Here is a 13,390-nt window from a genome sequence, read left to right on the forward strand (position 1 = left end):
CTACGTTTGGCTTTACAACCAGCAGCTTCCGCAGTCAGCATTAGGCAGCAAAACGCCCTTGCAAGCCATGAAGGACTGGCACAAACTCAAGCCGGAATTGTTTGAGAAACAGCCATACTATCGTCCGGGATGTGACAGTTACCCAAGGGTATTTTGCGCGCATCGGTCATTTCCAGACTGGCGCGGATGCTGGACGGTTTTGCCGCTTCTTTGATCTTGCTCGTGCCGATTTTCGGAAGGGGAATAGCTAATGCATCGAAGTCATCGCTGCCATATCTGGTGAGAGTTCGTTCCGTCTTAAACCCAACATCATTCAGCAAGATACAGGCGACATGTTGAGGTTGCAGGGCGCGCTTCTTGGATTGCCAATGGTCAGACGGGTTTCTGTTAGATTTTGCCCACGCTGCCTGATTGCGGATGAGGATAAGGCTCCTGCCTTGGGAAGAGCCGGTTGGCGCTTTCGATGGAGTTAGCTTCTAAAGCCTGTGGTTGCATGTCCCGACCACAATATCGCTGTTGTCACGGTGGCAACGAAAGACCCGGTGAACGCATTCGACCTGCAGAAACTCTTTGCGCAAAATCATCTCGACCTTGCTCCACAAGAAAATCTAGGGCCTCTCTCACCAGGATCACTGCAGCGATACGTGCTGTCCCGTCTAAACGGCCATGAGAGGGATAATCCTTGGCTTAACCGGCAAGACCTTGCCCAAGGTGTAAGGGCCTGTGAAATGGTTGGCAGTCTTGTGACAGGTGGTCCCACAGCTGACATCAAGTCGTATACGGAAGTAGATTGGGCTCTTGTCGGAAGCGTCGGCTTTGATATCTGCTCTCTCTGTCCCACCGCAATAAGGGATGCACTTTCAAAAGTAAGGCTTGATGCTGGGTGCCGTAGTGGTCGCACCGGCCCGCAAGCCGCGTTCGGACAGCTCTTTAACCGGCTGAAGAAGTCGGAAAGAAGTGGAGATGATGGACCCATCCGCAACGTGGTGCGGGAGGCAATCATCGAAAACTTCTCAATTGGTCCAGGCGAAATGGTGCTTGAGGAGATTGTTGGTCGGAGAAAGGTGCATTCTGTCAACTCCCTGACTAACGCGACAGGCCTGACCCGGTATCGGCTTTACCGGATCATGCGTAAAGCTCAGATGTTACTTGATTAGGACATTGATGCAGCGTTGAACCAACGCGTGTTTCCGGCCCAAGAAGCGGAGACGATGATCGCTAAAATTCAGAATTCCATTCCGCAAAATCGCATTCAAGGTGTCCTCGGATGCAGCAAGACCCACGCTGAACAGCTGGTGCACAGCGGTTTGATTTCTTCTGTTGTTCCCATGACGGAAGGGGAAGTCGGCCTGACCTGTGGTGATTTCAATCTCGACGATCTATCCGTTTTTCTCGACGGCGTCTGCGTTGGCACGCAGATTAGTGCAGATGAATCCGACGGTTTCGTTGATCTGACGCATGCGGCGCGTGGCCGTTCTTCAACCGCTGAAATCATTGGGTGGCAGGTGGCAGGGAAATTGAAAGAAACGGGTCTCTTGAACGGTATCAAGCGGCTCGACCATCTACGGTTTAGCCTTTCTGAAATCCGACTGTTGGTAGCTGTTTCGCGTGGAATTGATTTGCACCGTCTTACGGTCGTGGCGCGGATCCTTGGCACCAATCTGGGTGCAGTGAAACGCTTGGTCTCTGAGCAAAGGGGCGGGCCCTGGCTGGTCGCTGCTCACGCCAAAATAACTCGCGACCTTCCCGGCAAAGCATATGTTTCGTCGGCTGACGATCGAGCGCTTTAAAGAACGGTATACAACTCTCGGGCTTGTCGGTAGGTCATTCGGTATTCACAACCGCATAGCAAGAACGGTCGTTGAGGAGAACGGGGTTGAGCCGGTGATCGATCCGGAGTGGCTCGGCACGAGGGTTTACTTGCGCGCCGATATCGACGTGCAGTCCGACAATTTGTTGCAGGTATCAGCCGAGAAGGTTGCTGCGAGGCCAGAAGCCCGGACGGCGCCCGAATCTGCGCCTATCGATGCCAAAACGGCTAAAATGACGTAATTTGGGGAATCCGACGGTTCCTTCCGGTGAAGCCGATGCTACCCTCGTTTGATTGAAGATCCGCCGAGATGTTTAAAATCAACAACTTAGCGCATAAAATTGTGAGTGTTATGCTACATTTCACAGCTGTTGGTCATGGTCGGCACGCATTCTGCGAAAGAAGCTCTTGTCATGCGCCGCGAAATATTGTCCCATTAAGTGGAGGGAAAAGTTTCACTCTATGGAACTTTTGAAGGAGCAGGTCCGGCGGGACCACGAGGGATCTGGAACGCAAAATGCCAGCAATGCAAACCATTGACCGGGCCGCTACGGTCCTGCGCGTGTTGTCCGACGGGGACTCAGGCGGTCTGCGACTGTCCGATGTCGCCGAGGCGACGGAGCTGGGCAAAAGCACGACTCTGCGGCTGCTCGGGGCACTCGGCGAAGTTGGCTATGTTGAATACGACGACAATGCCAAGCGTTATCGCCTTGGCTATGGCCTGTTTGCGCTTGGCCTGTCGGCCCGCCGGTTTCATGTGTTGGATCAGGCGCGAACGGCGTTGGACCGTCTGGCCAAAACGACGGGCGATACCGTTTTCCTGTCGGTCCGCGACAGCGATCAGGCCCTCTGTTCCGACCGGCGCACCGGCCCCTATCCCATCCGCTCGCTGACTCTGTCCATTGGTGACCGCCGCCCGCTCGGCGTGGGCGCCGGGTCACTGGCATTGTTGGCGTTTGAACCGGACGAAGAAATCGACCGTGTTTTGGCGACCAGCGCAACAGAGCGCGCGAGCTTTGAGCGCTTTGGAAACGCAGCCCTCAGAGAAATGATTACAGCGACACGCCGCGACGGATATTCCTTTAACGACGGGCAAATCGTCAATGCGATGAACGCTGTCGGCGTGCCGGTTCTGGACCCTTCAGGCCGGGTGATTGCCGCGCTTTCCATTGCCGCCATTCGCGAACGCATGGAGGGACCGCGCCGCGCCGAACTGGTGGCGTTGTTGCAGGCCGAATCGCGCGCCCTCGGGCAACGAAATACCGAACAGACCGAAAGGACGACACGTGCCGATGGATAACGCACATAACCTTGATCGCGAGCGATTTGCTGCGGTGCTGGCTCTGATGCATCGCATCCGTGCCTTTGAAGAGGCCGCGATTGCCGCGCAAAAGGACGGGCTTGTGTTGGGCGCAATTCACCCGTCAATCGGACAAGAGGCGGTTGCGGCAGGTGTCTGTGGCAACCTGCAACCCGCCGACCTGATGCTGTCGACCCATCGCGGCCATGGTCACACGCTGGCAAAAGGTGCCGACCCGCTGGCAATGATGCGCGAGCTGTTTGGCCGCGCGGGTGGAACTTGCGGCGGCAAAGGCGGATCGATGCATATCGCTGACTTTGGCGTCGGGATGCTGGGTGCGAACGGGGTCGTTGGCGCAAACATTCCGATCGCAACCGGCGCGGCGCATGGGCTTAAGCTGCAAGGATCCAACCAGATCGTCGCCTGCATTTTTGGCGACGGCGCGATTAATCGGGGTCCGTTCCTGGAAGGTTTGAATTGGGCACGTGTGTTTGATCTGCCGGTGATGTTCGTCTGCGAAGACAACGGGTTCTCGGCGACCACCCGCACTCACGACATGACCGGCGGTGCCGGAGCGTCTGCACGCGCCGAAAGCCTTGGCATTCCGGCGGTCGAAGTCGATGGCAATGACGTGCTGGCCGTGGACGCCGCCGCCCGCACCGCAATCGCCGACATTCGGGCCGGCAAAGGGCCCATGCTGCTGCATTGCCGCACCTACCGGATCACCGGCCACACCGCTGTCGATCCCGCAACCTATCGCCCGGCGGAAGAGGTCGAGGCGCAACGCGGCAACTGTCCCATCAATCGATTGGGCACGGCGCTGGCATTGGCCGGTATGGACAAGGCCGAGCTACAAGAGGTCCACGAGCGGGCCGTGCAGGAAATGGACGGCATCGCCGCGCAGGCGCAAGCGACCGATTGGCCGGACCCATTGGCCGCGTTCACCGATGTTCAGGATATGGGCGATCCACGCGAGAGGGCATTCTGATGGCAATTGATACCTACCTGAACGCTGGCCGCCGGGCCGTGATCGAAGAGATGGAACGCGACAAATCCGTCTGGGCACTGGGCGAGGATTTGGGCCGCGGCGGTGTTTTCGGTCAATACCGAGGCCTGCAAGAAATGTTCGGAGCCGACCGGATCGCCGATACACCGATCTCCGAGGCCTGCATCATGGGGGCCGCTGTTGGTGCGGCAATGACAGGCACACGGCCAATCGTCGAAATGCGGTTCTCGGACTTTGCCCTCTGCGCGGTTGACGAATTGGTCAATCAGGCGGCCAAAGCCCGTTTCATGTTCGGCGGACAGATGCGAGTGCCGATGGTGGTACGCGAACCCATCGGCATGTGGCGGTCTTCGGCGGCCCAGCATTCGCAATCGCTGGAATCCTGGTACACGCATATTCCCGGTCTGGTGGTGGTCGCCCCCGCGACGCCAGCCGATAATTTGGGGCTGATGAAATCCGCGATCCGCAATGATGATCCGGTGGTCTATCTCGAACACAAGAACCTGTGGGCGCTGGAAGGCGAATTGCCGGATGGCGAGCATCTGGTGCCGCTTGGCAAGGCCGACATCGCGCGGGCCGGGGATGCGGTGACCATCGTCACCTGGTCGGGCATGCGTCACGGATGCCTGCGCGCCGCAGAAACGCTTGCAACGCAAGGGATCGAGGCCGAAGTCGTGGATTTACGCACGCTCTGGCCCTGGGATCGTGAGACGGTCTTTGACTCAGTCAAACGCACCGGCCGCTTGCTGGTGGTGCAAGAGGCGGTCAGCGTTTCTGGTTTTGGCGCGGAAATCGCCGCCAGCGTGGCCGAGGCACTGCATCACGACCTCAAGGCCCCCGTGCGCCGGCTGGGCGCGCCACGGATTCCAGTTGCTTATGCCCCCGCGCTGGAGGATCGCGCGCGGGTCAGTGACGATGCCATCATTGACGCTGTGCAGGGCCTTGTCGCGCCTTGCCCGGCGGATTGAACCGGCGGTTCGCCGCCATCACGACGATAAGGGAGGACCAAGAATGAAACTACTCAAGACCATGATCACCGCAGGTGCGGCGGTCGCCACGCTGGGTCTCGGTGCCGCAATGGCGCAGGACTATAAACCCGAATACCGCGTCTCGACCGTTGTGCCGGCGCCGTTTCCATGGGGCATTGCCGCAGAGAAATGGGCCGAGCTGACCGCCGAGCGCACAGAGGGGCGCATCAATCTCAAGGTCTATCCCGGCGTGCAGTTGGTGCAGGGTGACCAGACCCGCGAGTTCACGGCGATCCGTCAAGGCGTGATCGACATGGCGGTTGGCTCGACCATCAACTGGTCGCCGCAGATCACCGAACTGAACCTGTTCAGCCTGCCGTTCCTGATGCCAGACTATGCGGCTCTGGATTCGCTGACCCAAGGGCCGGTCGGCGAGAAGATTTTCGAGATCATCGAGTCCAAGGGCGCTGTTCCGCTGGCATGGGCCGAAAACGGCTTCCGCGAGGTGACAAACTCGAAAACTGCAATCCGCACGCCTGAGGATATGAAAGGTCTGAAGCTGCGCGTCGTCGGTTCCCCGATCTACAACGACATGTTCACCGCGATGGGAGCAAACCCGACGCAGATGAGCTGGGCCGATGCACAGCCTGCCCTGACAACCGGTGCCGTTGACGGACAGGAAAATCCGCTGACGATCTATACCGTCCTGAACATGCATGAACTGGGCCAGACCAACGTGACCCTGTGGGGTTATGTGGCCGATCCGCTGATCTTTGTGGTGAACCCCGAGGTCTGGGAGAGCTTCACTCCGGAAGATCAAGACATCCTGCGGCAGGCCGCCGTTGACGCGGGTGCCTTTGGGATCGACGTCGCGCGCAAGGGCCTGACCGATGGCGATCAAAGTGTCATCGAAGAGATCAAAGGCCACGGCGTCGAAGTCATCACCCTGACCGACGAAGAACGTCAGGCTTTTGTCGATGTGACGCGCCCGGTTTACGACTCTTGGAAAGAAAAGATCGGACCTGATCTGGTCGACATGGCCGAACAATCCATCGCCAACCGCTAATATCAAACGACTGCCGGGCCCGGCAGGGCCCGGCCACCAAAAGGGAAATGCGGCGTGGATCAGCCTGAACTGAAACCTAACACCGATACGGGAACCGATCACACTATCGTGCCGGTCCGGATCGAAGAAGCCCTAGGCGCGGCGGCGATGGCGTTGATCTGCCTGATCTCCTTTGCCAACGTGATCGCGCGGTATGCGACCAACGTATCCTTTGCCTTTACCGAAGAATACTCGGTCTTTCTGCTGGTCTTCATGACCTTCGTAGGGGCCTCGGCAGCCTTTGCCGGGAACGAACACATACGCATCACGTTCTTTCTCGACCGCCTGCCGCCCCTGTGGCAGCGCCTCTGCGAGGTGATCACCTTGCTGGCCACCACGCTGATGTTTTCCCTGATCATCTATTACGGTGCGCGCGTCACCTATTCCGAATGGAAATGGGAGGAAACCACACCGGGTCTCGGTAATCCCTCGTGGATCTACACCATCTGGATGCCGATCCTCTGCATTGCCATTCTGATGCGGGTCTTGGGCCGCGCCTGGGCTATGTTCCGCAAGGCGCGCACAGCATGATACTTGCCAATATTCTCCTGCTGGCGGTCTTTATCGGGCTGATGATAATCGGCACCCCGATCGCCGTGGCCCTCGGATTGGGCGGTGCAATCGGTGTTTGGCTCGGACTGGACCTGACCGCGCTTGGCATGATCGGCCCCAATACTTATGCGGCGGTCGCCAAGTATCCGCTGATCGCAATTCCGCTGTTCATCCTGACCGGCGCCATGTTCGAACGGTCGGGCGTTGCTGCGCGGCTGGTTGAATTCGCGCAATCACTGATCGGGCCACGCCGGGGTGGTCTGGCACTGGTTGCAATATTGGTCTGCATGATCATGGGCGGGATGTCCGGATCCGGCCCCGCCGACGCTGCCGCAGTTGCCACCGTGATGCTGCCGTCAATGGTCAAGGCCGGTTATCCCCGGCCGTTCACCGCCAGCGTCATCGCCGCCAGCGCCTCAACTGCCATCCTGATCCCGCCCTCTATCGCGATGATCGTCTATTCCGTCATCATACCGGGCATGGACCTGCGTGCGCTGTTTGCCGCCGGGATGATCCCGGGCCTGTTGTTGGGCCTCGCCATCGCCGTTCCCACCCTGATCCTGAGCAGACGTCACGATTTCGGGGCCGATGAACAGCCTGAACGGCCACCCTTCTGGCCCAGCCTGCGCCGCGCCCTGCCCGGCCTGATGGCCCCGGTCATCATTCTTGGCGGACTGCGCTCGGGCCTGTTCACTCCGACGGAAACCGCCGTGGTCGCCGTGTTCTATGGCCTCTTCGTCGGCACCGTCCTCTATCGCACCATGGGCTGGCGCGATGTCTATAACGTGCTGGCTGAAAGCGCCAAGATTTCTGGTGTCCTGATGCTGATCCTGTCGCTTGCCGGGCTTTTCGCCTGGGCCGGGTCGACCATGGGCGCATTCTCGGCAACCGCCGACCTGCTGCTCAGCGTCAGCGACAACCAGTGGGTCATCCTGTTTCTGGTCATGACCGTGATGCTGCTGGCAGGCATGGTGCTGGACGGGGTGTCGATCTATCTGATCACGCTGCCGTTGCTGGTGCCAATCATCGAGGCCTTTGAATGGTCCTATGTCTGGTTCGGCGTCGTTCTGGCCATCAATATCGCCATGGGCCAGTTTACCCCGCCAGTGGCGGTCAACCTGATGGTTACCGCCAAGATCGCCGGCGTACCGCTTGAATCCACCTTCCGCTGGGTCGGCTGGCTGTTGCTGGCTATGGCCGTGGCGCTGGCACTCATCATCATCTTTCCTGAAATCGCGCTCTGGCTGCCCCGCATGCTGGGCTATCGCATCACCTGATCCGAGGACCATATGACAGATACAAACGAAATGACCGGGGGCGAAGCCCTCGCCCGCACCCTTCTGGCCCACGACGCTGGCCCAATCTTTGGTATGGGTGGGTTCCAGTTGCTGCCGTTTTATGACGCGGCGCGGCGGTTGAGGCTGAACCACCACCTGATCAATGATGAGCGCTGCGGCACCTTTGCCGCCGACGCCTATGCCAAGGTGTCCGGGCGCGTGGGCTTGGTCGATGCCACACTTGGGCCCGGAGCCACCAACCTTGTGACAGGGCTGGTTGAGGCGCTGAACGCCGGATCGCCCATCGTGGCCATCGTCGGCGATACGCACCGCGACCACAGCTGGAAAAACATGACGCAGGAAACCAATCAGGCCGATATCCTGCGCCCTGCCTCCAAAGAAGTGATCCGCGTCGAGGCGGTGCGCCGTATCCCCGAATTGCTGCGCCGCGCCTTTCAGGTTGCGACAACAGGCAGACCCGGGCCCGTCGTTCTGATCGTGCCCGAGGATGTCTGTCACGGCACCTACGGGTTCGTTGACGCGGATTTTGTCTGCGATCCGCGCTATCAATCCGCCCCTGCGTTGCGCTGTCGTCCCGAGGCCGAAGCACTGGCAAAGGCTGCCGCGATGCTGGCCGCTGCAGAACGCCCGCTGATCCTTGCAGGCGGTGGCGTACATATTTCGCAAGCTGCCGAGGTCCTGACCCAACTGGCCGAAGCCGCGCAGATCCCGGTTGCCCACACGATGAGCGGTAAGGGCGCGATCCCCTGCACCAGCCCGCTCTCTGCGGGTCTGTTCGGACGCTATGACCGCATCGCCAACGGCCTGATCGAAGAAAGCGATTGCCTGTTGGTCGTTGGCTGCAAGCTGGGTGAGATCGCTACCAAGCGCTATACGGTTCCAGCGCCCGGCAAGACCGTGATCCATCTGGATTGCGTGGCTGAAGAAATCGGGCGCACCTATGCCCCCGAACTGCCGCTCTGGGGCGACGCGCGCGAAGGGCTCCGTGATCTGGCCGATGCCTTGAACGGCCAAACACCGCCTGCTGCGCGCAAGACATGGTGCGACAGCGTCGTGACCCGCATGGATGAATGGCGTGAGATGGCCCGCCCCCGGCTTGAAAGCGAAGAGGTGCCGGTCGCCATGGGCCGGATGCTAGGCGAGTTGAATCAACACCTGCCAGACGACGCCATCCTGATCGCCGATGGTGGCTTTGCCGCGCATTGGGGCGGCTTGATGTATGACAGTCGCCAAGCCGGACGCGGGTTCGTGCCGGACCGGGGCTTTGCCTCGATCGGGTATGGTCTGCCCGGTGCAATCGGCGCCTGCATGGCGGCACCTGATCGCGCCGTGGTGGCGATCACCGGGGATGGCGGGTTCAACATGGTGTTGGGCGAGATCGAAACCGCCCGTCGGCTGGGTATCGCCCCAACGATCATCGTCGTGAACAACGCCGCCTCAGGATACGTCAAGGCATTGCAGCACCTGATGTATGGCGAAGGCAACTACCAATCCTCGGATCTCGAAGAAACCAACTATGCCAAAGTCGCCGATGCGATGGGCTGTCTTGGGCTGCGCGTCGAAACACCCGATGCCCTTGCTGGCGCTTTGCAACAGGCCTTGGCCGAAACCGGGCGCCCCACTGTTCTGGACGTGGTCGTGACACGCGACGCGGGCAAAATGCTGCCAGCCGCCGACAGCCGCGCGGTTAAGGTGAAGAAGGGTGACCGGATTGCCTGATGCGCTACTGGCGGACAGCATTTCAAAGCCCGGCCCCGATTGTGCGGGCCGGGTCGTTGTCACCGGTTCGCATGGCGGGATCTTTGCCGCCTTTCTCGCCCGCGAGGCCGGTGTTCGCGCGGCAATCTTTCACGACGCAGGTGTCGGGCTGGATCGCGCCGGGATCGGAGGGCTCGACTGGTTGGCCGCTCAGGGAATGGCCGCTGCAGCGGTCGATCACGCCAGCGCTGCCATCGGACAGGCGGCGCAGATATTGGAGCATGGTATCATTTCCCATGCCAACGGGCCCGCTGCCGCGCTCGGCGTCGTTGCTGGTATGTCGTGTAAAGCGGCAACCGCATGTTTGCAGGCTGCGGTGATGCCGACGGGCGCCTGCCCCGAGGTTCGGGAAGGACGGACTGAGACAACCCCGGAAAAGACCAAGCGCCGGTTGATCCTGGTCGATTCTGCCAGTTTGGTAACACCTGATGACGCTGGCCAAGTCATCGTCACTGGCTCGCACGGGGCCTTGTTTGGCACCGATCCTGCCAATGCCCTCAAGGCGCAGGGCTATCTCGCCTTGTTCAATGATGCAGGCGGGGCGGCCACCACGCGCCTGCCGGTCCTGCAGGATCGTGGTATTGCCGCCGCGACCGTTGCAGCCAACTCAGCGCGGATCGGAGAGGCCCAGTCTACGTGGCAGGACGGGGTCATTTCAGCTGTGAATGACTCCGCTGCCGCAACTGGTGCCAAGGTTGGGATGCCAGCGCGAGATTTGATCGCGCTGGCCCTTGCGGGATAATCATAACCGCACCGCAAGGCATGCCCGTACCTGTTCGGCGTCTACTTTCTCGCCTGCGCAATTGCGATCATTTCGACGGCCATGCCAGCGCGCGCCAGACGCACGCCGCCGGTGGCACGCGCCGGTGGGTTGCCGCGGTCGACCCACGCGTCCCACACCGCGTTCATCGTACCGATATCGCCAATGTCATTTAGCCAGACCTGAACCGATGCAAGATCGGCCTTGGTGCACCCCAATTCGTCAAGCACTCGGTCAATGTTGGCCAAGACCTGTCGGGTCTGGGTGGCCACATCTGCGGTGAGGTTGTCTGGCACCTGTCCGGCTAGAAAGATGATGTCGCCGATCTGTGCCGCCGCACTCATGCGGGGGCCGGGGGCGAGGCGTGTAACAGTCATTTCAGTCTCCATTCAGTCGTTATCCGTTGTGGATGCACCGGCCCCTGCGCGTGACGCATCCGACGCCGGCACAGTGGTGCGCATTGCATAATCCTGCAGGCGACGAAGCGTTTCCTTGTCGATCAGGCAGGGGGTCTTGGGCGGGGTGATCGGATTCGTGGGGTCACCATCGATCGACAGGATCAGATCGCCGCGTACCGAACAGGCGGCAACGTCTCCGCACACCGCACCATTGGGGCCTACGGCACAGGTGCCGCCTGCCGATGTCAGATGCACGGCAGTTCCGCTGGCCTCCGCGAGCGCATGGACAAACGGCAGCAACAGCAAAGTATGCGCCACGTTAGCGATGGAAAGTGGCCCCGCCGTGATGTCCGCCGGTTCAAGCCCTCGGAGATCCGAAAGCGCGGTCCCAACGGCCAAGGGGCAGAGATGAATCCCCTTTGCCCGCCAGATACGGCCATCGATATCGGGTGCCAAAGACGCGAGATCGCCGCCGCCACAAAGGTCGAGCAAAGCCAGCAGCGTGGATGCGCCATCAAGCCCACGCGCTTCAAGCCACGTTGCGGCATACCCGGCTTCCTCGGCCATGCCCCAACTCAACCCGGCACCCCGCGCAGCCTTGAGCGAGAGCGCCTCGATCTCAGAGCGGGAGAGCGTACCGCCCGCGACAGTCTCCACTGGGGTTCCGGACATGGTCGGGTCATTCGGCGCAGGTGTCATTGCACAACTCTCCAGTTCAAATCGCTGGGATAGACCTGATCCTGAAACAGGCTGATGCGCACCCATTTGTCCGATCTCGGATCAAACCGGCTGGCTCCAAAGAACGCCAGCTTGCATCGCATCAGGTCAATCGGAAGCGTGCAATCGGCGATCAGATTGTCGCGCACCTCACTGTATGGGTTTTCTGCGCAACGTTGTGCACGGCGCGTCATGTAGCGCTGGTCGGGATTGGCGAGCAAAAATTCCGCGACGGGCTGGTCATTGCCCCACTCGCCCAAAGCGTCAAACAGTTCCCGCGCCAGACGCCCGGTGCAGAGCGGTTGCTCCAAGTCCTGTCCAAATTCGCTGTCCCGGTTGCCAAGGCGCGGTTCCAGCTTTTCTTCGGAGACATACCAGAACCGCGCGCAATTGGCCGGATCGGCAAAATCGATCTTAAGCGCCCAATCATAGCGGTCTTTGAGAACCTGCCGCAGCGTGCCGACGCGCATCGCCCCGTTGATGGTAAAACTGACCGTTTCATCGACGCTCATGCCACCGCATAAATCGTCCACAAGGTCGCCATGCGGCTCAAGCATTGCGGCAAGCAACGCCTCCTGCCCTTCGGGCGAAAGGGCCGTTTCCCCCCAGGTCCACAGCGCATCCCATGGATGGTCGTCGGTAACACGCCAGTCCACAAGATACCCGGCGACAGCCCGCAGATCTGCCCGCAACGCATCCAGCTTTGTGACCTGAATCGGATGCTCCGAACGCCAATGGGCGGCGTTCTCGCAGGCAGCCTGAATCGCGGCATTCATCCCCGCAACCGCATCGGGGGTGGCAACAGGCTGAGCGCGAACACGAGCCAGCGCCTCTTCACGTGCCATCGTCCAATTGTTCAAAAGCACGGGATGACGCACCAGATATGGCGCCATACCCAGACCTGTGGAATTGCCGACACCCAACGCCTGTTTGATTGCGGGGTCCAACGCAACGGCGCTGTCGCCGCCCTTGACCATTGCCATGTGCTCAACAATGTCGATGGTAAACTGACGGGTCAGCCAGACCGACAGCATCTCGGCCTGAAACGGAATCGACAGTTCCGCGCGACCGGCAATCCGCGCATAGTCGGACGCCCCGAATTTCCCCGATCCGTAGACCGCCGTGGTTCGCATCAGATAGCCGACGGCATCAATCTCGACCAAGTCGGGCTGACGGCCCACAGCAAGACAGTCGACGACATGCGAGAACAGACGAACCGACCGGTTTGCCCGGCTCAGCGACAGTTCCCGCTGACTGATGCGACCAGCCTCTTGCAGCGGGACATTGGCGGCGAGTCGTTCAAGATCGACGTCATCCGGTGTGCCATCAAACAAGGTGAATGTCGCGTCCCACGCCGTTGCGATAACCCGGTCCGATCGCATGTCTGGCGGCAGGTCATGGGCAAACGCCACAAGACTGTAGGTGCGGACAGGACTAATGGCACGATAGACCGCGCGGCCAACCCCCTTGGCGTCGATCTGCCAGACCGACCGTTCAAATCGCCAGTCTCCCCCGGTCATGCGACGCAACAAGTGGCGCAGGAACGACAGCCGTGTCGGGTGGGCGCTGCCCATCCGCGCGAGGGTCATGACCTCGGCCGGACTGCGGCGGTATTTTGCGGTCTCTGAATTCGGATTTAAGGTGGCGCCGATCATTGATTGAGCCTTCCGGTTGACGGGATCGAAAGAGCGGGCGCGGACGACGACACTCGCCAGCGC

14 protein-coding genes and 1 pseudogene are annotated in these 13,390 nt (G+C 60.4%); 11 read left to right on the forward strand and 4 right to left on the reverse strand.

The genetic code is table 11. The annotated features are described in order from the left end of the window. Positions 1 to 136: pseudogene (locus ABJO75_RS12445) on the forward strand (IS481 family transposase); the annotation flags it as partial. Here the strand turns inward: ABJO75_RS12445 and ABJO75_RS12450 are convergent. Beyond that, a complete protein-coding gene (locus ABJO75_RS12450) occupies positions 87 to 320 on the reverse strand; it encodes a hypothetical protein (RefSeq protein WP_348414083.1) in 234 nt (77 codons plus the stop codon). The pseudogene ABJO75_RS12445 and the gene ABJO75_RS12450 overlap by 50 nt on opposite strands. Before the next feature lie 222 nt (positions 321 to 542). On the opposite strand from ABJO75_RS12450, the gene ABJO75_RS12455 reads away from it, so the two are divergent. The 10 genes from ABJO75_RS12455 to ABJO75_RS12500 all read left to right on the forward strand — a co-directional run bounded on the left by ABJO75_RS12455 (position 543) and on the right by ABJO75_RS12500 (position 10,539). Next, a complete protein-coding gene (locus tag ABJO75_RS12455; RefSeq protein ID WP_348414079.1) occupies positions 543 to 1,157 on the forward strand; it encodes a hypothetical protein in 615 nt (204 codons plus the stop codon). 54 nt (positions 1,158 to 1,211) lie between these two features. Beyond that, positions 1,212 to 1,790 (forward strand): hypothetical protein, encoded by a 579-nt coding sequence (locus ABJO75_RS12460; protein WP_348123870.1) that lies wholly within the window; start codon positions 1,212 to 1,214, stop codon positions 1,788 to 1,790. A 537-nt stretch (positions 1,791 to 2,327) separates the two neighbouring features. Continuing rightward, the gene (locus tag ABJO75_RS12465; protein WP_348123872.1) at positions 2,328 to 3,110 is read left to right on the forward strand and encodes an IclR family transcriptional regulator; all 783 of its coding nucleotides are present in this window, start codon (positions 2,328 to 2,330) and stop codon (positions 3,108 to 3,110) included. Next, positions 3,103 to 4,098: a thiamine pyrophosphate-dependent dehydrogenase E1 component subunit alpha gene (locus tag ABJO75_RS12470; protein WP_348123874.1), complete on the forward strand. Its 996-nt coding sequence runs from the start codon at positions 3,103 to 3,105 to the stop codon at positions 4,096 to 4,098. Before ABJO75_RS12465 ends, ABJO75_RS12470 begins: the two co-directional genes overlap by 8 nt. After that, complete coding sequence (locus ABJO75_RS12475) at positions 4,098 to 5,084, forward strand: alpha-ketoacid dehydrogenase subunit beta (protein WP_348123875.1); 987 nt, start codon at positions 4,098 to 4,100, stop codon at positions 5,082 to 5,084. The genes ABJO75_RS12470 and ABJO75_RS12475 overlap by 1 nt, the downstream gene beginning before the upstream one ends. 43 nt (positions 5,085 to 5,127) lie before the next feature. Continuing rightward, positions 5,128 to 6,150, forward strand: a complete 1,023-nt coding sequence (locus ABJO75_RS12480) for a DctP family TRAP transporter solute-binding subunit (protein WP_348123877.1) — start codon at positions 5,128 to 5,130, stop codon at positions 6,148 to 6,150. A 54-nt stretch (positions 6,151 to 6,204) separates the two neighbouring features. Continuing rightward, on the forward strand, positions 6,205 to 6,720 hold the full coding sequence (locus ABJO75_RS12485) for a TRAP transporter small permease (protein ID WP_348123879.1): 516 nt from the start codon (positions 6,205 to 6,207) through the stop codon (positions 6,718 to 6,720). Then, complete coding sequence (locus tag ABJO75_RS12490) at positions 6,717 to 8,018, forward strand: TRAP transporter large permease (RefSeq protein WP_348123881.1); 1,302 nt, start codon at positions 6,717 to 6,719, stop codon at positions 8,016 to 8,018. The genes ABJO75_RS12485 and ABJO75_RS12490 overlap by 4 nt, the downstream gene beginning before the upstream one ends. A gap of 12 nt (positions 8,019 to 8,030) precedes the next feature. After that, a complete protein-coding gene (locus tag ABJO75_RS12495) occupies positions 8,031 to 9,758 on the forward strand; it encodes a thiamine pyrophosphate-binding protein (RefSeq protein WP_348123883.1) in 1,728 nt (575 codons plus the stop codon). Next, positions 9,742 to 10,539, forward strand: coding sequence for a hypothetical protein (locus tag ABJO75_RS12500; RefSeq protein WP_348123885.1), 798 nt, complete (start codon positions 9,742 to 9,744; stop codon positions 10,537 to 10,539). The genes ABJO75_RS12495 and ABJO75_RS12500 overlap by 17 nt, the downstream gene beginning before the upstream one ends. 41 nt (positions 10,540 to 10,580) lie before the next feature. Here the strand turns inward: ABJO75_RS12500 and ABJO75_RS12505 are convergent, their stop codons facing one another. The 3 genes from ABJO75_RS12505 to ABJO75_RS12515 are packed head-to-tail and all read right to left on the reverse strand — an operon-like array spanning position 10,581 to position 13,327. Beyond that, positions 10,581 to 10,934, reverse strand: coding sequence for a RidA family protein (locus ABJO75_RS12505; protein ID WP_348123886.1), 354 nt, complete (start codon positions 10,932 to 10,934; stop codon positions 10,581 to 10,583). Between the two features lie 12 nt (positions 10,935 to 10,946). Continuing rightward, complete coding sequence (locus ABJO75_RS12510; RefSeq protein ID WP_348123887.1) at positions 10,947 to 11,654, reverse strand: DUF3726 domain-containing protein; 708 nt, start codon at positions 11,652 to 11,654, stop codon at positions 10,947 to 10,949. Beyond that, positions 11,651 to 13,327: a hypothetical protein gene (locus ABJO75_RS12515; protein WP_348123888.1), complete on the reverse strand. Its 1,677-nt coding sequence runs from the start codon at positions 13,325 to 13,327 to the stop codon at positions 11,651 to 11,653. Before ABJO75_RS12515 ends, ABJO75_RS12510 begins: the two co-directional genes overlap by 4 nt. Between the last annotated feature and the right edge of the window lie 63 nt (positions 13,328 to 13,390).

This window comes from Sedimentitalea sp. (genome assembly GCF_039973035.1).
GTDB lineage: Bacteria > Pseudomonadota > Alphaproteobacteria > Rhodobacterales > Rhodobacteraceae > Sedimentitalea.

Excerpts from the sequence above, each read along its gene's own strand:
- ABJO75_RS12460 (WP_348123870.1), top strand. The coding sequence starts at position 1,212 with ATGATCGCTAAAATTCAGAATTCCATTCCGCAAAATCGCATTCAAGGT.
- ABJO75_RS12465 (WP_348123872.1), top strand. The coding sequence starts at position 2,328 with ATGCCAGCAATGCAAACCATTGACCGGGCCGCTACGGTCCTGCGCGTG.
- ABJO75_RS12470 (WP_348123874.1), top strand. The coding sequence starts at position 3,103 with ATGGATAACGCACATAACCTTGATCGCGAGCGATTTGCTGCGGTGCTG.
- ABJO75_RS12475 (WP_348123875.1), top strand. The coding sequence starts at position 4,098 with ATGGCAATTGATACCTACCTGAACGCTGGCCGCCGGGCCGTGATCGAA.
- ABJO75_RS12480 (WP_348123877.1), top strand. The coding sequence starts at position 5,128 with ATGAAACTACTCAAGACCATGATCACCGCAGGTGCGGCGGTCGCCACG.
- ABJO75_RS12490 (WP_348123881.1), top strand. The coding sequence starts at position 6,717 with ATGATACTTGCCAATATTCTCCTGCTGGCGGTCTTTATCGGGCTGATG.
- ABJO75_RS12495 (WP_348123883.1), top strand. The coding sequence starts at position 8,031 with ATGACAGATACAAACGAAATGACCGGGGGCGAAGCCCTCGCCCGCACC.
- ABJO75_RS12505 (WP_348123886.1), bottom strand. The coding sequence starts at position 10,934 with ATGACTGTTACACGCCTCGCCCCCGGCCCCCGCATGAGTGCGGCGGCA.
- ABJO75_RS12510 (WP_348123887.1), bottom strand. The coding sequence starts at position 11,654 with ATGACACCTGCGCCGAATGACCCGACCATGTCCGGAACCCCAGTGGAG.
- ABJO75_RS12515 (WP_348123888.1), bottom strand. The coding sequence starts at position 13,327 with ATGATCGGCGCCACCTTAAATCCGAATTCAGAGACCGCAAAATACCGC.